Origin of the sequence: Methylobacterium goesingense (assembly GCF_022179225.1) — a bacterium.
Lineage (GTDB): Bacteria > Pseudomonadota > Alphaproteobacteria > Rhizobiales > Beijerinckiaceae > Methylobacterium > Methylobacterium goesingense.
On sequence record NZ_BPQL01000017.1, the window covers coordinates 57,445 to 79,038 of the forward strand.

Annotated in this window: 13 protein-coding genes; 3 read left to right on the forward strand and 10 right to left on the reverse strand. The window is 71.9% G+C overall.

Annotated elements, in window-relative coordinates; genetic code table 11:
* Positions 1–115: 115 nt before the first annotated feature.
* From MFF30_RS03580 to MFF30_RS03600, 5 genes are all read right to left on the reverse strand, one after another.
* The gene (locus tag MFF30_RS03580) at positions 116–1,594 is read right to left on the reverse strand and encodes a hypothetical protein (protein ID WP_238276660.1); all 1,479 of its coding nucleotides are present in this window, start codon (positions 1,592–1,594) and stop codon (positions 116–118) included.
* A 105-nt stretch (positions 1,595–1,699) separates the two neighbouring features.
* Positions 1,700–2,992, reverse strand: coding sequence for an ArgE/DapE family deacylase (locus tag MFF30_RS03585; protein WP_238276662.1), 1,293 nt, complete (start codon positions 2,990–2,992; stop codon positions 1,700–1,702).
* Positions 2,993–3,039: 47 nt separating this feature from the next.
* The gene (locus MFF30_RS03590) at positions 3,040–3,378 is read right to left on the reverse strand and encodes a DUF3325 domain-containing protein (RefSeq protein ID WP_238276664.1); all 339 of its coding nucleotides are present in this window, start codon (positions 3,376–3,378) and stop codon (positions 3,040–3,042) included.
* The gene (locus MFF30_RS03595) at positions 3,375–4,913 is read right to left on the reverse strand and encodes a PepSY-associated TM helix domain-containing protein (RefSeq protein WP_238276666.1); all 1,539 of its coding nucleotides are present in this window, start codon (positions 4,911–4,913) and stop codon (positions 3,375–3,377) included. Before MFF30_RS03595 ends, MFF30_RS03590 begins: the two co-directional genes overlap by 4 nt.
* A complete protein-coding gene (locus MFF30_RS03600; RefSeq protein WP_238276668.1) occupies positions 4,910–5,245 on the reverse strand; it encodes an iron transporter in 336 nt (111 codons plus the stop codon). Before MFF30_RS03600 ends, MFF30_RS03595 begins: the two co-directional genes overlap by 4 nt.
* 347 nt (positions 5,246–5,592) lie before the next feature.
* Here MFF30_RS03600 and proA point away from each other — a divergent pair, with 347 nt between their 5' ends.
* Both proA and minC read left to right on the forward strand, forming a co-directional pair.
* Positions 5,593–11,298, forward strand: coding sequence for an anti-phage protein ProA (gene proA, locus MFF30_RS03605; RefSeq protein ID WP_238276670.1), 5,706 nt, complete (start codon positions 5,593–5,595; stop codon positions 11,296–11,298).
* Positions 11,299–11,495: 197 nt separating this feature from the next.
* Positions 11,496–12,149 (forward strand): septum site-determining protein MinC, encoded by a 654-nt coding sequence (minC, locus tag MFF30_RS03610; RefSeq protein ID WP_238276754.1) that lies wholly within the window; start codon positions 11,496–11,498, stop codon positions 12,147–12,149.
* A 349-nt stretch (positions 12,150–12,498) separates the two neighbouring features.
* On the opposite strand, the gene MFF30_RS03615 is transcribed toward minC, so the two are convergent.
* From MFF30_RS03615 to ppk2, 4 genes are all read right to left on the reverse strand, one after another.
* Complete coding sequence (locus MFF30_RS03615; RefSeq protein WP_238276672.1) at positions 12,499–16,767, reverse strand: PAS domain S-box protein; 4,269 nt, start codon at positions 16,765–16,767, stop codon at positions 12,499–12,501.
* A gap of 463 nt (positions 16,768–17,230) precedes the next feature.
* Positions 17,231–17,524 (reverse strand): DUF1330 domain-containing protein, encoded by a 294-nt coding sequence (locus MFF30_RS03620; protein WP_238276674.1) that lies wholly within the window; start codon positions 17,522–17,524, stop codon positions 17,231–17,233.
* A gap of 139 nt (positions 17,525–17,663) precedes the next feature.
* Positions 17,664–18,473: an enoyl-CoA hydratase/isomerase family protein gene (locus tag MFF30_RS03625; protein WP_238276676.1), complete on the reverse strand. Its 810-nt coding sequence runs from the start codon at positions 18,471–18,473 to the stop codon at positions 17,664–17,666.
* Between the two features lie 89 nt (positions 18,474–18,562).
* A complete protein-coding gene (ppk2, locus tag MFF30_RS03630; RefSeq protein ID WP_238276678.1) occupies positions 18,563–19,480 on the reverse strand; it encodes a polyphosphate kinase 2 in 918 nt (305 codons plus the stop codon).
* Between the two features lie 191 nt (positions 19,481–19,671).
* Between ppk2 and MFF30_RS03635 the strand changes: the two genes are divergently transcribed.
* Positions 19,672–19,800: a hypothetical protein gene (locus tag MFF30_RS03635; protein ID WP_055945825.1), complete on the forward strand. Its 129-nt coding sequence runs from the start codon at positions 19,672–19,674 to the stop codon at positions 19,798–19,800.
* 55 nt (positions 19,801–19,855) lie between these two features.
* Here the strand turns inward: MFF30_RS03635 and MFF30_RS03640 are convergent, their stop codons facing one another.
* Positions 19,856–21,481: an ABC-F family ATP-binding cassette domain-containing protein gene (locus MFF30_RS03640; protein ID WP_238276680.1), complete on the reverse strand. Its 1,626-nt coding sequence runs from the start codon at positions 21,479–21,481 to the stop codon at positions 19,856–19,858.
* Positions 21,482–21,594: the final 113 nt, after the last annotated feature.

Below are 21,594 nucleotides of genomic sequence, written 5' to 3' on the forward strand. Positions count from 1 at the left end.
CGGCGACGGTCCTAGCGGCTGGGTCGGGTCGGAGACGGAACTTACACTTCGGAGCGGAAGTCCAGGGGCCGACTGCCACCCGCTCGCCCGCGTCCGCCCCCAGCCGCGATCGTCCCTACCGCCCAACCACCGGCCGCACCGACCACGTCCCCCAATAGACAGGGCGGCCGAACACGCTGGAGGCGCCCGTGCCGGCCTGTCCCGGTGCGAGGCGGTCGAGCCAGGTCACGAGGCCGGCCTTGGCGCGGTAGTTCGTGGGCGTGGCGAGGTTGCCGTAGCGGTCGGTCATCCAGAAGTGCTGGCTGCGCCCGAAGCGCCCGGAGCCGTCGCCCCCCGAGCGCAGGCCGAGATACGCGGTGGAGCGCATGATCGCCTGCGGCTCGGAGAACCAGGTCAGGCCCGCCAGCGAGCCCGGCGCGAGGTCGGCGGTGTACTGCACGCAGATGTCCGAGACCGGGCCGTCCATGGTGTTGGCCGGGCGGTTGCAGCGGTAGGCCACCACCCAGCGGTCCATGTCGCGGGCCTTGGCCACGCGCACGAGGCTCTGGTTCGGCAGGGGCTGCGCGATGGTGCGGGCCGCGGACCAGGGCCGGTCGGCGGTGAGGTCGCGGCTGGTGCGCAGGTAGAGGCCCATGCGCCGGGTCGCCACCGGCTCGTTGCAGTCGGAGGGCAGCACGTCGGTGTAGAAGTAGTGGTAGACCTGATCGACCACGCTGATCGAACCGACGAGGTCGGTCCGGTCGAAGCCCTGGCCCTGGCAATGGCCCACCACCGGCGCGCCGGTCTCGTCCAGGACGACGCCGGGATCGGGCTCGGCCTCCGTCCGCCCGCGGCGACGGCGCCCGCGCGGCTCCGGGTCCGTCTTGCCCAGCGGCGTCCAGGTCGTCCCGGCCTCCGCGCCGCCGCGGATGTCGAAGCGGGTGAAGTCGAGGGTGCGGGCCTGGAGCAGGGCGTGCCGGTTGCCGTTCTCCGTCGGCATCGCCGCGAGGAAGAACACGTAGCTGTAGGCGTCCCCGCCCCAGTCGCGGCCCGCCACCGTGATCGGGTGGCGCGCGGCGATGCCCTCGGCCGTGGTCTCGGGCGGCGGGGCGGCCTCGCGGCGGCGCCCGCGTCGCGCGCGCGCCTCCCGGGGCCGCTCCGCCGCGCGGGTCACCTCCCAGAGGCGCCCCTGGACCGGCGGCATCGTGGTGGCGAGCTGCTCGGGCATCGCGCCCGCCCGCACCGAGCCGCCGTCGAGGGGGTCGCCGGCCCGGCGCGGCGCGCAGGTCTCGGCCCCGCGCCGGGACGGGCCAGCGAGGGGCGTCTCCGCCTGGTAGACCGCCTGGAGCGGCCCGGTGCCGGGCGTCGTGCGCAGGATCTGCACGCCGCTGACGGATTCGCAGGCCCGCGGGGCCACGAACACGCCCTCCGCCTCGTTGCCCCGGCAGATCTCCAGGCTGCCGCCGCCGGTCACGTAGCAGCTGGTGTCGGTGGTCTGCGCGCCGGCCACCGTGCCGCCGGCGAGCAGAGCCGAGGTGGCGAGGAAAGCGGCTGCGCAGGCCGTTGCGAAGGCGCTCGGGCGCGCCGCGAGGGGGGAGGGCTTGGGATCGATCACGGGACACAGGGGTAACGCGCGCGGAGCATTCGGCAAGGCTCGGGCGCCGCGCCATCCACACCGCGCGGGGTCACGATCGCGCGGGGAAGTACCGAGGCCCCGGCCTCACGACGCGGCGCGGGCTTCCGTCCCGCACCATTCGGCGACGAACAGCGCCATCGCGGTGGTGATCCGCTGCACGGAGGCGAGGCTCACGCACTCGTCGAAGCCGTGGATGTTCCGGCTGAACGGTCCGTAGCAGAGTGCCGGCACCCGGTCGTAGAGGGCATAGACCCGGGTATCGAGGTAGCTCGGCGACATGAAGCTCTGGAGGTCCGCGCCGGTGGCAGCCCGGTGCGCGTGGCCGAGCACGGCTTCCGCCTCCGAGCCCTCGGGGAGGGCGTAGCCCTCGGCGAAGAACCCGTTGAAGGCGACGCGGGGCGGCGTGTTCGACAGGAAGGCGTCGTCCCGGGCGAAGTCGGCCACCGCCTGCTCCACCGCGCGGGCGGCCTGCGCCGCCGAGACGCCGGGATAGAGCGCGATGCGGCAGTCGATCCGGCACCAGGCCGGCACCGAGGAGGCCCAGTCCCCGCCCTCGATCCGGCCGACATTGAGGTTGATGGCGTCGGGCTCATCGGCGAAGTGCGGATGGGCCGCTTTCTCGGCGTTCCAGCGCGCTTCCAGCGCCCGCAGGGCGCCGATGACCCGGTAGGTGGCGTCGATGGCGTTGGCGCCCGCCCCCATCTCGCGGACATGGACCGGGCGCCCGCGCACCTCCACGGTGAACCAGAGCACACCGACATTGGCCCGCACCAGCTTCTCGTCCTCGGGCTCGGGGATCAGCACGGCGTCGGCCCGGTAGCCGCGCAGGTGGGTCATCAGGGCGCCGTTGCCGGTGGATTCCTCCTCGACCACGGATTGCAGGGTGACGGTGGCGGCCGGCTGCAGGCCGATACGCGCCAGCGCGTCGAGGGCGAACAGGTTGGCGGCGTGGCCCGCCTTCATGTCGGCGGCCCCGCGACCGTACATCCAGTCGCCGTCGATGACAGGCTCGAAGGGCGGGTGGGTCCAGAGGTCGGCGGGGCCGGGCGGCACCACGTCGACATGGGCCTGGAGGATCAGGGAGCGCCCGGTCTCGGCCCGTGGCCGGTGGATCCCGACCACGAGGGGGGCTTGCGAATGCGTGTCCGACATCGCCGCCCCGCCCGGATGGGCGGCGAGTGCTGCCCCGTCCATGGTGAAGCGGTCCAGCGCGTAGCCCCGCGCGCGAAAGGCGCGGAACACGAAGTCCTGGATCGCATGCTCGGCGCCCCGCGTGGAGCCGAACCGCACCAGAGCCTGGGTGTGGGCGACCTGCTCGGGAAATCCCACCGCGACGGCCTCGGTGATGCGGGCGGCGAGGGCGGGATCGAGGGGCATCGGTGTGTCCTGGCTGAGGCCGGCCCAGGGTAGCGGCGCTGCTCCGGTTAGGCGAGGAGGGCGGCGGCCAGGGCGAGCGGCAGGGCGAGGATCGCGGCGGGCCGGACCCAGCGCGGGCGATACGAGACCAGCCCGACCACGAGGAGCGCCGCCCCGGTGAGCGAGCCGATCCACTGCACGGGCCCGAAGTTCCAGTCCGAGGTCAGGATCGCGGCGGCGAGCGAGACCGCGATGACGGCCCAGCCGCTGAGGCGCAGGGCTCTTGCCCGCGCGCGGCTCTGCGGCAGGCCCGCGATGGCCCGGTGGTGACGGTCCATCGAGAGACAGAGCGCGGCGAGCCCGGCGAAGCTCAAGGTCAGGTTGAGGGCGACGGAGAGCGGCGTCATGCTTGGGCGAACCCCTTCTGTGCGAGGCCCGCGTCGCGTCCGGCCGGGCGCGCGGCGCGGCGCCGCGCCTCGTAGAGCCCGACCTTGCGGCCCCCGAGGGCCAGGACGAGGCCGAGAACCAGCATGGCGGCGTCGAACCACAGGAAATCGAGGCCGCGATCCGTGGTCAGCCAGCCGACCACCGGCACCGCGCCGAACAGGGCGCCCGCCGCCAGCCCCATCTCGGCCCAGGCCCTGCGATGCGGCCGGGCCAGTGGCACCAGGGCGGCGAGCCCCCAGGCGCCGAAGAAGGCCGCGCCCTCCCAGGTGGCCCGGTGCGCCAGTTCCACCGGCAGCAGCCGGTTGGCCAGGAACAGCGCCGCGATGCCCATGGGCAGGCCGAGGATCGTGCCGATGTTCAGGCCCCGCACGAGGCGCAGGCCGAATCCCGGGACCTCGCCGGCCTTCGGCGTCCGGGCGACGGTCCAGAGGACGAGGCCCGTAGCGATGGTGGCCGAGCCCAGTACGCCGCACAGGAAGAACAGCAGCCGCAGGGCCCCGCTGGCGAAGTGCGCCTCGTGCAGACCCATGAAGCTGGTGAAGGCGTGCGCGCCCGGCCGCATGCCGCCGACGCGCTCGACGATCGCGCCCGAGGCCGCGTCGAAGGCGATCTGCGGGTGCTGGTGGGCGAGGCCGTGGGGCTCCTCGAACACCGCGACCACGGTCGCGTTGGCGTCGCCCGGATTGTTGACGATCACCATCTCGAGGGGCTCGGAGACCTCCGCCTGCGCCCGCGCGAGGAGGGGCGCCAGTGGCATGGCCTCACCGGGCCGTCCGGCGGCGGGGCGCCAGGTCGTGCTCTGGGCGGACTCGACGTAGAAGCGCATCTCGTCGCCCTTGTAGGCGGCCGTGACGCCCCAGGGCATGTACATCACGCCGAGGGTGACGATGCCCGTATAGGTGATCATGAGGTGGAAGGGCAGCGCCAGCACGCCGGTGACGTTGTGCGCATCGAGCCAGCCGCGCTGGGTCGATCTGTCCCGCCGGAAGGTGAAGAAGTCCGCGAAGATGCGCCGGTGCGTGACGATGCCGGAGATCAGGGCGACGAGGAGGATCATCGCCGCGAGGCCGACGATCCAGCGGCCGAGCACCGGCATCATCTGAAGCTCGTAGTGGAAGCGGTAGAGGAAGTCGCCGCCCTGGGTCGCCCGCGCCCGGGTCGGCTCCCCCGTCCCGGCATCCAGCATGGCTTGGCCCAGCGGCGCTTCCAGGCTGTCCATCCAGTAGACCCCGAGGAGCGGCCGGTCCGGTTGCGGCAGCGAGACGTACCAGGCCATCGCCTTCGGGGCATGGGTCTTGAGGTAGGCGAGCCCACGCTCGGCGGCCGGTGCGGGTTCGCTCGGGCCTGCGCGCAGTTCCGGCCGCATCCAGAGCGAGATGTCCGTGCGGTAATAGGTGGCGGTGCCGGTGACGAAGACCGCGAACATCACCCAGCCGGCCACAAGCCCCGACCAGGTGTGCAGCCAGCCCATGGATTGGCGGAAAGCCTGCCTCATGCCGGCGGCCCCATCGGCGCGAGGGTCATCGCCGCCCAGACGCCGAGGCCGAGCAGTGCCGCCGGCAGGACCAGGCCCAGGGTGGCCCGGGCCAGGGTGCGCGCGGCGAAGACCCAGATCACGGCGCCGACCAGGATCGCGAAGCTGAGGAGGGTCGCGGTCGCGACGGCCTCCGAGCGGACCATCGGCAGGGTCAGGGACAAGAAGGCGGTGGCGAGCGCGGCCACCGCGTAGCCCCCGAAGGCCGCCAGCAGCACCCGGCCGGCCACCGCCGCGCGGTAGCGCCAGCCGCGCCTGAAGCGTTCCCGGTCGATGGGGCTCTGGTTCGTCACGGGCAGCACCTCCGATGCGGGCGGCGCGGATCCAGGCATGGCCGGACCGGCAGCAACAGGGACGGGATCGACCCGGACAGATCTCCGGAAACCGCAGCATAACGGCCCGAACACCATCGCGCCGGACGATGACGACCTCGCTATAGCGAGCCCGGTCTTGGGGCCGCAAACCCTATGTTGTGGAATGATTCCAAGGCGACGGTTGCGATCCCATCGCCGGCTTCGCCGAACCCGGCCCGGCTTCGCATTTCCGGATAGCCGAACCCAAAACCTGTGCGTGCAGGCCCGGCTTGCGGTCGCGCCTGGGTCGCGGCTAGTACCGGGGAGACCCTCGAGGAACCGGCAGGATGGGCGAGACGGCTGAGGCGCCTCAGGCCGGGATGGCGACGGCGCCGGACGCGGCGTGCCGCATCGCCTGCGACGCCCTGGCGCGGATCGGGGTCCCGCAGCTCCGCGCGGGCCTCGGGCCGATCCGCTCCCTCACTCTGACCTGCGAAGCCGGGGCGGACCTGCCCGCGCTGGTGCTCGCCCTGACGGCCGAGCCGCCGCTCCTGCGAGCCGAGCCCCTGCGGATTCCGGGCTTGGAGGCCGGCGCGTCCCGGGCCTGCTGCGCGCCGCCGGCGATGATCCTGGACGAGGCCGCCCTCGACGCCCTGCAGGCGGTGACCGCCTGCGTGCTGACCCTGGTCGCCACCGTGGAGGGGCGCCCCGTCGGGCGCGCGACGGTGTCGCTGGACCTCCTGCCGGCAACGTATTGGGCGGGCATCGAGACCGCGCCGGATGCCCTCGCCACCTTCGTGCGCCCCGGCGATCCGGCCATCGACGCGCTCCTCGCCCGCGCGGCCGAGCACCTTCCGCCCGGGCGCGATCGGCTCGCGACCTATGCGGACGGACGGGCGCGGGTCTGGGAGACGGCCCAGGCCATCCACGCGGCCCTGCGCGACCAAACTTTCGCGGAAAGCGCCCCGGTCGCCGGTCCCGAGCGGATGCGGAGCCCGGGCGCGGTGCTCGGGGACGGGTGGGCCGGACCCCTCGACCGGGCCCTGATCCTGGCGGCCTGCTTCGAGCGGGCGGGGCTCGACCCGCTCCTCGTCCTCGGCGCGGCCACGGTCGCGGCCGGGCTCCGGCTCGTCGATGCGCGTCCGGCCGAGGCCGTGGATGCGCAGGGCCTGCGCAAGCACCGCGACCTCGACGAACTGATCTTGATCGCCACCGGTCCCGCCGCCTTCCCGGAGGCCCTGGCGGCCGGCACGCGGATGGTGGAGGCCGGCGCGGCCCTCGACCTTGTGCTCGATCTGCGCGCCGCCCGCCTGCGCGGTCTGGCGCCGCTGACCCCGGAGGCCGCCGAGGCACCCCGGCTACCGCCGCGCGGCGCGTATCCCCGTGCGCCGACCCCCGCCTTCGCGGAGGATCGCCCGCCCGCGATCCCGCCGCGCCCCGCCGAGGCACGGCCGCGCGACCGCCTGGAGGCCTGGAAGCTGCGCCTCCTCGACCTGACCCTGCGCAACAAGCTCCTCAACTTCCGGCCGGGCAAGGCCAGCCTCACCCTCTGCGTTCCAGACCCGGACGCCCTGGCGGCGCTGCTCGTCGAGGGCGCGGCGATCCGCCTGCTGCCGAAGCCGGAGGTGCTGAAGCAGGAGGGGCCGGAGCCCGAGGATGCCGCCGCGCGGGACGCGCTCCGGCGGGAGGCCGCCCGCTCCGGCGAGATCGTCACGCTCGCATCCGCCGACGATCTCGACGCGCGCCTCACCGACCTTTTCCGCCTCGCGCGGACGGCGCTGGAGGAGGGCGGCGCCAACGTGCTCCACCTCGCCGTCGGCTTCCTGTCCTGGACGCGGGGCGGGACGATGGCCCCCGTGCGGGCGCCGCTCCTCCTGGTGCCGGTGGCGCTCACCCGCGCCAGCGTGCGCGCCGGCTTCCGGCTGGTGCGCCACGACGCGGAGGCGCGGGTGAACCCGACGCTGATCGAGATGCTGCGCCAGGATTTCGCCCTGACCCTGCCGGACCTCGACGCCGCTTTGTCCGGGGACGGCCTCGACGTGTCGGGCCTCTGGCGGATCGTGCGCGGGCATGTGCGCGACCTCAAGGGGTTCGAGGTCGAGACGGACGTCGTTCTCTCCACCTTCGCCTTCACCAAGGTCCTGATGTGGCGCGATCTGGCTGAGCGCACCGACCTCTTGAAGCGCAACCCGGTGGTGCGCCACCTCCTCGAGACGCCGACGCTCGCCTACGGCGACGCCACGGGCTTTCCGGCCCCCGAACGCCTCGATGCCGCGCATCCGCCCCAGACCGTGTTCACCCCGCTTTCCGCCGATTCCTCGCAACTCTGCGCGATTCTGGCGGCGGGCGCGGGCAAGGATTTTGTCCTGCTCGGCCCGCCCGGCACCGGCAAGAGCCAGACCATCGCCAACATCATCGCGCATGCCCTGGCCCTCGGGCGGACGATCCTGTTCGTCTCGCAGAAGGCGGCGGCCCTCGACGTGGTGCGGCGGCGGCTCGACGCGGCCGGGCTCGGGGCCTGCTGCCTGGAGGTCCATGCGGCCCGGGCGCAGAAGGCCCATGTCCTCGCGCAGCTCCGCGAGGCCTGGGCGGCACGCGGTCCCGAGACGGTCCCCTGGCACGAGGCCGGGGCCGATCTCGAACGCCGCCGGGTCGCGCTCAACGACGTGGTGGCGCGCCTGCACGCTCCCCGCGCCAACGGCCTCAGCGCGCACGCCGCCCTCGGCCGCATCATCGCAGCGCGCGCCGCCGGAGCGCCGCGCCTCGCCCTGTCCTGGCCCGATCACGCCACGCACACCCCCGAGACGCTGGCAGAGCTTCGCGCCCACGCGGCAGCGCTCGCCGCCCTGCTGCCCCTGGTGGGCGATCCGGCAAGCCATCCGCTGCGCGGGATCGGCCCGGCGGATTGGTCGCCGCTCTGGCGCGCCGAGATGGAGCGGGCGCTGGCGGACCTCGCGGCCGCGTTGCCGGCCTTCCGGGCAGCCGCCGATCGGCTCGGCGCCACCCTCGGCTTCCCCGGGGCGAGCGAGACCTGGGCCGGCACCCGCGCCCTCCTCGCCCTGGCGAGCGGGCTCGCCCGCCCGGAGGCGGCCGCCGGCCTGCGCTGCCTCGCCGCCGATGCCGGCTCGCTGCGGCAAGCCGTGGAGGCGCGCCGCCAGCACGAGGCCGCCCTGGCACGGGCCGCCGCGCGCCTGCATGGGCGTTACGCCGAGGCCCTGTTCGCCACCGACCTGTCCGCCACCCGCGACGCCTGGCGCGCGGCGCAGGGCGCCAATCTGCTGGTGCGCGGGGCGCGGCTCCGGCGCCTGCGCCGGATGCTGGAGGCGGACGCCCTGGCGTCCTTGCCGGAGGATCTCGGGCCGGATCTCGCGACCCTGCTGGAGATCCAGCGCCTGCGCGCCGCCGGCCCAGCCCTGGCCGGGACCCTGGAGGCGGCCTTCGCCGGACTCGGCCCGCCCTGGAACCGGCCGGACAGCCCGGCGGAGGCCTTCGCCGCCCCCCTGGCCTGGGCCAGGCGGATCGCCCCAGCGCTCGCCGCCCTCGCCGGGGCCGGGGCCGGGGTGGAGGTCCTGCGCCGGCGCTGCCTCGACCGTCTGGCCCCCGGCGGGGGAGGGGTGGGCGCGACCGTCACCGAGGCCCGCGCCGCCCTCTCACCGCTGCGCCTGCCGGCCCTGCGGGCAATCGAAACCCTGGGGCGCCTGTCCGCCCGCCGACACCCGGACCGGCCCCTCGCCACCGGTCCCGGCTGGGTCGCCGGCACCCTGGACGAGGCCGCGCGCTGGGCGTCCGCCCTGCCCAAGGCGCAGGTCTGGCTGCGCTGGCAGGGCGCGGTACAGGCCGCGCGGGAGGCCGGGCTCGGCCCCCTGGTGGCGGCGGTCGAGGCCGGCGCGCTGGAGCCGGATGCGATCTCCGAGGCCTTCGAGCGCGCCTATGCGGGCTGGTGGATCGACCACGTGGTTACGCACGACCCGGTCCTGCGCGGCTTCCAGGGGCCGGACCACGAGGCGGCGATCGCCGCGTTCCGGGCGGCGGATGCCCGGGTCTGCGCTCTGGCGGGTGCGGCCGCGCGGGCGCGCCTCGGCGGGGTGCCGTCCCCCGTGGCGTTCGGGCAGCAGGCCGAGTGGGGCCTCCTCGCCCGCGAGATCGCCAAGCGCGGGCGCCACCTGGCGCTGCGCCAGCTCTTCGCCCGGCTGCCGGACGCGCTCACCCGCCTCACCCCCTGCGTGATGATGAGCCCGCTCTCGGTCGCCCAGCACTGGCCGCCGGATGCCCCGCCCTTCGATCTCGTGATCTTCGACGAGGCCTCGCAGATCGCGCCCTGGGACGCCATCGGCGCCATCGCGCGGGGGCGCCGGACCGTGATCGTGGGCGACCCCGAGCAACTGCCCCCGACCAGCGTCGGCGAGCGCGAGGGCGACGCGGACGACCTCGACGTGCCCGATCAGGAGAGCATCCTCGACGAGTGCCTGGCCGCCCATCTTCCGCGGCATCGCCTCGCCTGGCACTACCGCAGCCGGCACGAGAGCCTGATCGCGTTCTCGAACCGGCACTATTATCGCGGCGGCCTCATCACCTTCCCGTCCCCGGTGACATCGGATCGGGCGGTCCGCCTCGTGCCGGTGGCGGACGGCCTCTACGAGCGCGGGGCTGCCCGGGTGAACCGCCCCGAGGCGCGGGCGGTGGTGGCCGAGGTGCTGGCGCGCCTGCGGGCGGATGCGGAATCGGGCTCCCTCGGAATCGTCACCTTCAACGGCGAGCAGCAGCGCCTGATCGAGAACCTGCTCGACGCCGAGCGGCGGGCCGACCCGGATCTGGAGCGCCACTTCGACGCCCGCCTCACCCCCGAGCCGGTCTTCGTGAAGAACCTCGAGACCGTGCAGGGCGACGAGCGCGACGCGATCCTGTTCTCGGTGGCGGTGGGGCCGGACGGCGCCGGGCGGATCACCGGGCAGGTCAGCTCGCTCAACCGGAGCGGAGGCCATCGCCGGCTCAACGTAGCGATCACCCGGGCGCGGCGCGAACTCCTCGTCTTCGCGTCCCTGCGGCCGGAGCAGATCGACCTCGGGCGGGGGGCGGCGCGCGGCATCCGCGACTTCAAGCACTTCCTCGAGTTTGCCGCCCACGGCGCTTCCGCCCTGGAGACGGCCGCAGCGCCGACTGGACGCGACGTCGAATCCCCCTTCGAGGCCAGCGTGATGGCGGCCCTGGAGGCGCGCGGCTGGCGGGTGGTGCCGCAGGTCGGCGTCGCCGCCTTCCGCATCGACCTCGGCATCGTCCATCCGGATGCCCCCGGCCGCTACCTCGCGGGGGTGGAATGCGACGGGGCGAGCTACCACAGCGCCGCCACCGCGCGCGACCGCGACCGCCTGCGCCACGGGGTGCTCACCGATCTCGGCTGGCGCCTGCACCGGGTCTGGAGCACCGATTGGTGGATCGACGCGGACGGCGCCCTCGACCGCCTGGACGCGGACCTGCGGGCGGACCTGGAATCCGACCGGGCCAAGCCGAAGCCGGAGCCGGCGCCGCTACCCGAAGCGCCGTCGCCGAGCCCCTCCGTCGCCGCCGACACCGCCGGCTTCGCCCTCGACGCGTCCCGCCTCCACGCGCCGGATTACGACGCGGTCCTCGACGCCCTCGTCGCGCACGTGATCGCACGGGAGGCGCCGCTGTTCGCCGACCGCCTCGTCGCCCGCGTGGCGTGGGCCCATGGCATCAACCGGACCACGGCCCGCCTTCGCGCCCGCATCCTGGCGCGCGTCGGCGCGGAGGTTCCCCGCGCCTGGGAGGATGCGCGCGAACTGCTCTGGCCGGTCGGGGTCGATCCGCAGGCCACGGTGCCGTTCCGGCCCGCCACGGGCGAGCCCCGCGATCCGGCCGACATCCCGCTCGCGGAACTCGCGGCGCTCGCGGCGCATCTCGGGGGCGCGCCCGCCGACCTGCCCGCGCGTATGGCGCGCCACCTCGGGGTCGCGCGACCGCGCACGGCGCTGGCCCGGCGCCTCGCCCGCGCGGCGGCGCAGGCACATCCGGACCCGGAGGCTGCGGCGGATTAGCGTGGGGGCGGCTCCGCGCGAAAGCGCGCGGGACTTTCTTCCGCATCGCGGACCTGCGTCTGTCCCCCGGGGCACAGGTTCGGATAAGGTGACCGAACGCGCCCGCGTTCCGTCCGGCCGCCCGAGAACCGCGAAGACACCCCACCGTGACGCCAAGCTCCTCCCGTCCCCCGATCCGTTTTCGCGGCCGCTCGTTCATGGCCCTGGTGCTCGCCCCGGTGCTGCCCGTCGCCGACTGGCTCGACGAGCTCGACGCCCTGGCCCGGCGCTCACCGGCCTTCTTCGTCGGTCGGCCGGTGATCCTCGATGTGGCCGGGCTCGGCCTCGACCGGGACGGGCTCGTCGGTCTCGTGGCGGATCTGGCCGCCCGCGACGTCGCCGTGATGGGCATCGAGGGCGCGGCTCCCGGCCAGCTCGGCGCCGGCCTGCCGCCGCCCCCGGCCGGCGGTAGGCCCGTGGAGGAGGTCGCAATTCCCGATCCGGCCGTGGACGCGCCGGTGGTACCGCCGGCCCCGGCCCCGTTCCGCTCCCTGATCGTCGACGCGCCGGTGCGCTCCGGCCAGACCATCCTGCATCTCGAGGGCGACATCACCGTGATGGGTTCTGTGGCCTCCGGCGCCGAGGTGATCGCAGGCGGCTCGCTCCACGTCTATGGCGCGTTGCGCGGCCGGGCGATCGCGGGGGCGGCCGGCAACCCGGAGGCGCGCATCACCTGCCGCCGCTTCGAGCCCGAACTCATCGCCATCGACGGCCTCTACCGCACCGCCGACGACCTCGGGCCCGTGCAGCGCGGGTTGCCGGCCCAGGTCCGCCTGGAGGGGGACGCGATCAAGGTAGCGGGGCTGGACTAAGGGCGGACGGCCGGGCCTCGGCACCGCTCCACCTACGGCGCGGCGGGGCCGAACCGATGTGGCCCTTCCGACCGAGGCGGCGCCGTTCGAAAGCTGCGCGCCTCCGTCCGAAAGCGCGACGGCTGCTGTGTCCCTTCGGCCCCGTACCGATTGCCCGGGGGGATGCCGTGCTGGATGTCGGTGCAGGGTGGGGAGCGGTCCCTGACCCTTCGCCCTTAAGCGGACGTTCCGCCTCCGACCCAGCCTCGTTTGCTAAAAACGGTTTGCGCCTAATTCAAAGCAAAAATTCGCGTCTAGGACTGGAGATGACGAGGAGATCTTTTCGCTGACGGACCTGTAAGAAACGAAGTTACTTGGCTGCAACCGCCGTTTCATTTGTGAGAAAATTGCTTTCGGCAGGTAGAAGTTGATCTTGTAATGCGCATTCCGCTTTTTGAAGGAGGATCAGCGCCGCAGCCCGGGTCTGGCGGCAGAGCAAACGGGCCTGCTCCAGCTGCTGCTGAAACACTTCCAGCCCCTCATTGGCCACGCGCTGCTCGTTGACGCCCTCCAGGGCGCGGCAGGCGTCAGAGAGCGCCAGGAATCCGAGCATCCCGGTGGACGTCGTAAGGGTATGAGCCTCGAAGCGAAGCTGTTCGCGGTCCTCGGCCGAGGCGCTCCTCCCCAGGAACGCCTCAGCAAGTTCGTCGCCGAGGGCCTCCAGCAGGCCGAACAGCCGTTCGGGGGTGACGAAGGCTGCAGTCTCGTCGTAGGTCCGCTGGTCGAGGAGGCCGGTCTGGTTGCCGGCATCGGCTGCTGCCGTTCCAGCTCCCCACGCCAGCCACTTGTCGATCAGCCGGTAGAGTTCCGCACGCTTGAATGGCTTGCCGATATGGTCGTCCATGCCGGCCGCGCGGAAGGTCTGGACCTGATCGGCCAGCACGTTGGCAGTCATGGCGATGATGGGTATGGTCGAGGCGGTCGTGCCGAGGGCTCGGATGTGCCGGGTCGCCGTCATGCCGTCCATGCCGGCCATCTGCACATCCATCAGCACGAGGTCATAGCGGTTCAGTTCCACCGCTCGGATAGCGGCCTCGCCGTCGGCAACAACGTCGACGGTATGCCCCCCGACCTCGAGGACTGAGCGCGCCAGCTCCTGGTTGATCACGTTGTCCTCGACGAGGAGCAGGTGGCCGGAACGCCGCGCCGCGGGTGCGTCCGTGACCAGGGCGATCGTCCGCGCCGCCGCGCCGCGCGGCAGCAGCACCGAAAACCAGAAGGTGGCGCCGACGCCCGCTTCGGAGAGGACGCCAATCTCGCCACCCATGAGGTCGACGAGTTGCTTACAGATGGCGAGACCCAGGCCGGTGCCGCCGAAATCCCGCTCGATCGAGCCATCGACTTGGCTGAAGCGCTTGAACAGCCGGTCCTGGCGGTCGCGCGCGATGCCGATGCCGGTGTCGGAGATACTGAAGCGCAGGCGCTCGCCGGCCTCGTCGGTGCCGCCGTGCTGGATGCTCAGGGTGACGGAGCCTCGCTGGGTAAATTTGATCGCATTGTTCAGGAGGTTGAGCAGCACCTGCCGCAGGCGCGCCTCATCGCCGACCAGCACCTTGGGCACGGCGGGGTCGATCACCGCCCTGATCTCCAGGCCCTTCTGGTCGGCCGCGCCACGCACGATCGCGAGGCTGTTGTAGATCAGGGACCGCGGATCGAAGGCCTGCCGGTCGAGTTCGATGGCGCCGGCTTCGGCCTTGGAGAAGTCGAGGATGTCGTTGACCACCGTAAGCAGGGACGTCCCGGAGGTGCGCACGAGTTCGGCTTGTCGCTGCAGGTCCTGGGGCAGGCGGCCGGAGGTGACCATCAGTTCGGTGAAGCCGATGATGGCGTTGAGCGGCGTCCGGATCTCGTGGCTCATGGAGGCCAGGAAGTCGGTTTTGGCCGCGCTCGCCCGCTCCGCCTCCAGCCGCGCCGCCTCGGCGTCGCGCGTGCGGGCCGCGACGCGGTCGCTCAGCGTGGCGTTCAGTTCGCGCAGGGCGGCCTCGCTCGCGCGCAGGGAGCATTCGGCGGCATCGCGCCCCGTGTCATCGCGCATGGTCAGGACGGCGCCGATGGGGTGGCCGTCCCGTCCGACCAGGGGCCGCGCGGAGCCGATCGCCAGGACCTCGACGCCGTCCGGCCGCCGCACCCGCCAGCGGGCGTCCTGCACGCTCTCGCCCCGCACTGCCCGCGCCAGGGGCAGGTCCCGCGGGACGTAGGGATCTCCATCTTCGGTGTAGAGGTGGTAGGACGCGCTGTAGTCGTCCGGCTCGACGTCCAGGCGCGCGACGCCGTGGATCGCGGCGGCGGCCTCGTTCACGAGGGTGATCCGGCCCGCCGCGTCGGTAACGATGACGCCCTCGGCGAGCTGAGCCAGGATGGCGTTGTGCGCCGTCTCGGCGACCTCCCGGTAGCGGACCTCGCTCTCCGCCGCGGCGCGCTCGGCCCGCTTGCGGGCGTCGATGTTCCGCAGGGCCGCCACGTAGCCGGTGGCGCGGCCGTCGACGGGATCCCGCGTCAGGGTGAAGGAGATGTCCGTCCAGATCCAGGTGCCGTCCTTGCGTCGGTAGCGTTGCTGACTGACGGTCCGCTCCACCCGTTCGGACGTCAGGCTATCAAGCACAGACTGGTAGGCCTCGGCATCGTCCGGATGCACGCAATCCATCGGGCGCAGGGCGATCATCTCCTCCGGGGTGTAGCCGAGGAGGTCGCGGCAGGCTGGCGAGACGTAGCGGCGAGTGGTGTCGAGGTCGCTCTGAATGATGACGTCGGAGGTGTTCTCCGCCAGCAGGCGGTAGCGCGCCTCGCTCTCGCGGATATGCTGCTCGGCCTCGACCCGAGTGGTGATGTTCCGGGTCGAGGCGACGCAGCCGACAGCCTGTCCGTTGTGGTCGTGAATGATCCGGTAACCGACCTCGACCCAGACGTAGGTGCCGTCCTTGCGTCGGTAGCGCTGGCGCTTCAGCGCCTCGGTACGCTTGCCGTTCCCGAGTTCCGCGAGCAGGGCGGCTACTTCGGGCCGGTCATCCGGGTGGACCATGTCGATGGGCTTCGTCCCGATCAATTCCTCGGGCTCGTAGCCGAGAAGGACCCGACAGGCTGGCGAGACGTAGCGGCGAGTGGTGTCGAGATCGACCTGGACGACCATGTCGCTGGTGTGGTCGGCCAGAAGCCGGTAGCGCGCCTCGTTCTCGACGACGGCCCGCTCCGTCTGGCGTAGGTCGGTGACGTCCATAACGGTGCCGAACACCGCCGTCGTGGCGCCATCCGCGTCCTGCTCGCATAGGCCCCGGCAGACGACGTCGCGCGGGCGTCCGTCAGCCGTGACGATGCGGGCCGAGAAGGAAAAGCTCCGGCCGGTCTCGATCGCCTCCGCAACGCAGCGCGCGACCTCATCCCGGTCGTCCGGATGATAGGCCGTGATCGCCGCATCGAGGGAGGGCTGCCCCTCCTCGAGTGAGCGGCCGTGGATGCGAAACACCTCGTCCGACCAGTACAGGGTGTGCCCAGGCAGGCCGATGCGCCAGTGCCCGATATGGGCGATCTGCGCGGCGAGGCTGAGCAGGCGGTTGGCCTCCTGCGCCTGCGCCTCGGCCTGGCGGGCAACGAGTTCCTTCTCGGCCAAGGCCGCCCGCTGTCGGCTGCCGCGCTCCAGGCCCCGCATCAGGATGAGGAGGAAGGCCAGCAGCAGGAGCGTCACGATGATCCCGGCTGCTCGGGCGCGCAGGCGCTCGTCGGCCAGGGGGGCCATGACCTCGTCGAGGGACTTGCCGACGTTGATGATGAGCGGCAACGCTCCGATGGAGCGGTAGCCGTAGATGCGGGTGACGTGGTCGTAGGGGCTCGTCATCCGAAACGCGCCCGAGGTCTTCTGCTGGAATTGCTGAAAGAGGTCGCCGGGCAGATCGAGGGTGCGAGTGTTGAGCTCGTACATGCCGGCAACACCGGGCGAGCGGGCTCGCAGGAACCCGTCCTTGCCGATCAGGGCGATGCTCCCCTGCGCCCCGAGGTCGAAAGCCTTGAACTGGCCGGCGAGATGATCGGGATCGATCGCAGTGACGATGACGCCCGCGAAGCGTCCATCGGGATGGTTGAGCCGCCGCGCTGTCTGGAAGGCATCGCCGCTGATCATGCGGCCTTTGACGGTTCGCCCGATGTAGAGGCCTCGATCAGGGCTTGCCGCCAAGGCCTTGAAGTAATCCCGATCCCGAACGTTGACGTGCGTCGTGCCGGGCGGCCTCGGCGTGCGCGAGGCGATGAGATCGCCATTTTCATCGAACATAGCAATCTGGTGTACGACCTCCGTGAGGGATGTCGCTTCCTGTAGCCATACGCTGAAATCGAACCCCTTCGGATCACGGTGGAAATCATCCGCGATGAAGCGCATGACCTGATCGACACCAGCGATCAGCCGCTCGACATGCTGCTCGACGCCGATCGATAGATTGACCACGTCCTTCGTCGCCTGCTCCTGAACGGACTGCTGGCGCAGGTGGAGATGATACTGCAGGCCGACCCATACGAGGGCGACCGTCAGCAGGCCAGCCACGAGCACGAGGATCTGCAGAGCATCGGATGCCGGTCGCCGCCTCGGGAACATGCCCTCAGGACGTGACCGTTGCGAGGAAGGCGGCATAGGGCGGTCCGGTACCAATCCAGCTAGAGCATTTTCAAGCGAGGTGGATGCCGGCTCGCGTGAAGAAAATGTGACCCTTCAATAAGATAGAGCATTTTCGGTGATCCAGGGATCACCGAAAATGCTCTAGCACCCGCCCGTAACCTGATCGTGTCAGGCTCATGGATCGCGCGTTTCCGCTGTCAGAACCAAGGGTTCTCGGCGAAATCCAATCACTTCTGCCAATTCGCACCGATCCCAGGCTGATGTTGCAAGGGCGGAACACATTCGCCTTGCAGGTCTGACCACTCGAAGCGGATCAGCAGCAATCCACCCGCCCCGGACGTGTTCATCCTCTACCGAGCGGCCGCGAAGCGGACCTTCCGAGGGTCGGCAAGGGGCCGGCAGCGGACGGAAAAAAGCGCCAGGTCTCCACCCTTGGACGATCCTACGGATCGACGCCCTCGACGATCACGACGTCGACGGTCGCCGCACCCTCGCGCAGGCGCGCCACCTCGGCATAGTCCGGCGAATGCCAACAGGCCCGGGCCGTTTCGTAATCGTCGAAGACGATCACGACATTCCGCGGCCTCGCTTCGCCCGCGACCGCCTCCAAACGCCCGCCCGCGACGAGGAAGCGTCCCCCGAAGCGCGCGACCACCGCAGGGAGGGCCTGCGCGTAAGCGCCGTACGCCTCCGGCTCCGTCACGGTGATACGCGCGATCAAGTAGCCGTTCGGCATGACCCATTCCTTGCCCGGCCCGGCCCGGCCCGTCCCGTCGCGGCCGATCCGTCGTCGGCGCGAGGGATAGCCCCGGGCGCGGGCCTTGTCACGGTCCCGGAGGCGGGCGGGCCGGACCGTCGGGGCCCGGCCACGGGCCTTATCGGCCGGTCCAGTTCGGCGGGCGCTTCCCGAGGAACGCCTCCATGCCCTCGCGAAAATCCGCGCTGGTGTAGCAGAGGCGGATGAGGTCGTCGCCGGGGCGGTCGTCGCCCTTTGTGTCCTCGCCCGCCGCGTCCTCGCCCTGGAGGCGGCGCAGGCCCTCCTTGGTGGCTCGGAGCGTCAGGGGCGCGTGCCCGGCCATCAGGGTCGCGAGTTCGCTGGCGCGGGCCGCCAGAACCTCGGCATCCGCCACGACCTCGCCGACGAGGCCGATGGCCAGCGCCTCCTCGGCCCCGACGAGGCGGGCGGTGAAGATCATGTCCTTGACCCGCGCCGGGCCGATCAGGGCGGAGAGCCGGCGCAGGTTGCCGAGCGACAGGCAGTTGCCCAGCGTCCGCGCGATGGGGAAGCCCAGGCGGGCGTCGCGGGTGGCGACGCGCAGGTCGCAGGCCGCCGCGATGGCCGCGCCCCCGCCGGTGCAGGCGCCCGCGATCGCCGCGATGGTGGGCACGGACAGGCGTTCCAGGGCACCCATCACCCGGTCCATGAAGCGCTCGTAGTCGATCGCGTCCTGCGCGGTCGCGAAACTCCGGAACTGAGCGATGTCGGTGCCGGCCGCGAACGCCTTGTCGCCCGCCCCCGTGACGATCACGGCCTTGACGCTCCCGTCCGCCGCGATGCGCGCGCAGGCATCGATCAGCCCCTGGTACATGCCGAAGGTGAGGGCGTTGCGGGCCTGCGGCCGGTTGAGGGTGAGGCGGGCGATGCCGCCCGCGACCGTGAAGAGGAGTTCGTCGGTATGGGGCATGCCGGATCCCTGTAGGCGCGGCGTGGGAAGCCCCACCCTCTCGCCCGACGGGGCCGCCCGGCGCAAGCGGCCCGCGCTCGTCCCGCGCTTCAGAACACGGAGGGCACGAACATCTCGGGCGGCACCGGGTGGCGGGTGTAGTCGTCGTGGCGCTCGCGCTCCGGCAGGTGGACGGGCGGATGCTCGACGTCGCCATAGGGGATCTGCGTCAGGAGGTGGCTGATGCAGTTGAGGCGGGCGCGCTTCTTGTCCACGGCCTCGACCACCCACCAGGGCGCTTCCGGGATGTGGGTGCGCGCCAGCATGTCCTCCTTGGCCTTGGTGTAGTCCTCCCAGCGGCGGCGGGACTGCACGTCCATCGGCGAGAGCTTCCACTGCTTCAGGGGATCGTGGATGCGCATGTTGAAGCGGAATTCCTGCTCCTCGTCGGTGATCGAGAACCAGTACTTGAGCACGATGATGCCCGAGCGGGTCAGCATGCGCTCGAACTCGGGCACGGAGCGGAAGAACTCCTCGACGTCGCCCGCCGAGCAGAAGCCCATCACGCGCTCGACGCCGGCGCGGTTGTACCAGGAGCGGTCGAACAGCACGATCTCGCCGCCGGCGGGCAGGTGGGTGACGTAGCGCTGGAAGTACCATTGCGTGCGCTCGCGCTCGCTCGGCGCGGGCAGCGCGGCCACGCGGCAGACGCGCGGGTTGAGCCGCTGGGTGATGCGCTTGATCACGCCGCCCTTGCCGGCCGAATCCCGGCCCTCGAAGATCACCACCACGCGCAGCTTGTGCGCCTGAACCCAATCCTGCAGGCGCACCAACTCGTGCTGCAGGCGGAACAGTTCGCGAAAATACACCTTGCGGTCGAGCCCGGGCGGACGGGCGGGCTGCCCGAGCTCGTCGGCGAGGCGCTCCAGGCGCTCGTCCTCCATCTCGAGTTCGAGCTCCTCGTCGAAGTCGTCGGCGACCTCCCGGCGAATCGCTTCGACCTCCGCTGCCCGCTGCGCGCTGTCCATCTCGAAGCCCCGTCCTGCCGAAATACCGGCCCGGCTTAGATCACGGGTTCATGACAGCCTCGATACGGCACGGCACATGCGGGGGGCGAGGGAACGGGGGCGGCCCCCCGCGGGTTGATGGGCAAGCTGCGCCATTTCGCGGGCCGGGAGCCCGGCCCGCCCGGCGCCCCACACAATCAGAGGGTCCACCCATGAGCCTGATCGGACGCATCGTCACCAAGCTCCTCGGCAACGAGGACCGTCCCGTGGTCCGCGACGACCGCAACTACGATTCGGGCACGCCGCTCGGCCGCCTGGTGACCAAGATCCTGCGCAAGTAAGATTTGCCGGGTCGGGCGGTTCAAGCCGCCCGGCACCCGGTGCGTATTCTGCGGCTCAGGCTGCCCGGCGCTTGGCCTTCTTCTCGCGCCCTTGTCCGGGGGCGCGCTGGCCGGCGCGGGTCCGGTCGAGCACGAATTTCGCGTAGTCGTCCATGTCGCCGGCGAAGGGCTTGACCGTCTTGTCGGCCGCCAGCCACAGGCGATCCGCCACCAGCTCCATCAGTGAGCGGTCGTGGGTGATGAGGATGACCGCCCCGCCGTAATCGTTCAGCGCGTCGAGGAGCGCCCGCCGGCTGTCGATGTCGAGGTGGTTGGTCGGCTCGTCGAGGATGAGCAGGTGTGGCGCCTGCATCGCCACGAGGTTGAGGAGCAGGCGCGCCCGCTCGCCACCCGAGAGCGCATCCACTGTCGTCTCCTGCTTGTCGAACGCCAGACCGAAGCTCGCGAGCTTGGCCCGGCGCGCCGATTCGCTATCGTCCGGGCGCTCGCGCCGGATGATTGCGAGCGGCGTGTCCTTCGGGTCGAGGGCCTCGATCTGGTGCTGGTGGAACCAGCCGACCTGCACCCGGCCCTCGCGCACCATCCGGCCGTCCCGCACCTGGAGCGCGCCCGCCGCCATCTTGGCGAAGGTCGACTTGCCCGCGCCGTTGACGCCGAGGAGGCCGATGCGGTCGTCGACGTCGAGGGTCAGGTTGAGGTCCCGCAGCACCGGCGCGTCGTCGCCGTACCCGATGGTAGCGTCGGTGAGATGCATCAGCGGCGGGGCGAGGGGGCGCTTGGGCGAGGGCAGGTGGAACGGCGCCACATGCTCCTCGATAGTGGTGGCGATCGGCTCCAGCTTGGCCAGCCGCTTGACGCGGGACTGGGCCTGCGCGGCCTTCGAGGCCTTGGCCTTGAACCGGTCGATGAAGCTCTGGAGATGCGCTCGCTCGGCTTCCTGCTTCTGCTTGGTCGAGGCTTGCAGGCGGGCCTTCTCGGCCCGGCGCTTCTCGAAATCGTCGTAGCCGCCCGTGTAGAGTTCGAGCTTGCCCCCGGCCACGTGCAGGATCGCATCGACCGAATTGTTCAGCAATTCGCGGTCGTGGCTGATGATGAGGGCCGAGTGGGGATAGCGCTTCAGCCGCGCCTCCAGCCAGAGGGCGCCCTCGAGGTCGAGGTAGTTGGTCGGCTCGTCGAGGAGCAGCATGTCGGGCTCGGCGAAGAGGGCGGCGGCCAGCGCCACCCGCATGCGCCAGCCACCGGAGAACTCCGCCATCGGCCGGGTCAGGTCCTCCACCGAGAAGCCGAGGCCGGCCAGGATCTCGCCGGCCCGCGCGGGCGCCCGGTCGGCGTCGATCTCGATGAGGCGGCCGTAGATCTCGCCCATGCGCTCCGGCGCGGCGGTCTCGAGTTCGGCGTTCAGCGCCTCGCGCTCCAGGTCCGCCGCCAGGATCGTGTCGATCAGGCTGACGGGGGTGGCGGGGTGCTCCTGGTCGACGGAGGCGACGCGGGCGGTCTTGGGCAGCAGGATGGCGCCGCCATCGGGCTGGAGCTCGCCGAGGATGATCTTGAACAGGGTCGACTTGCCGACGCCGTTGCGGCCGACCAGCCCGACCTTGGCGCCCGGCGGCACGGCCACGCTGGCGTGGTCGAAGAAGCGCCGACCCCAGGCGCTGAAGGTGAGGTCTTCGATCTGGATCATACTGGGGCTCGCCGGAGGCGCGGGCACCGAAACGACCCATACGCGCGACGAACTCTACTGCACCGCACCATCCGGCGCGAGGGGGCGGGACGCAACCGGCCCCCTCGTCAAAC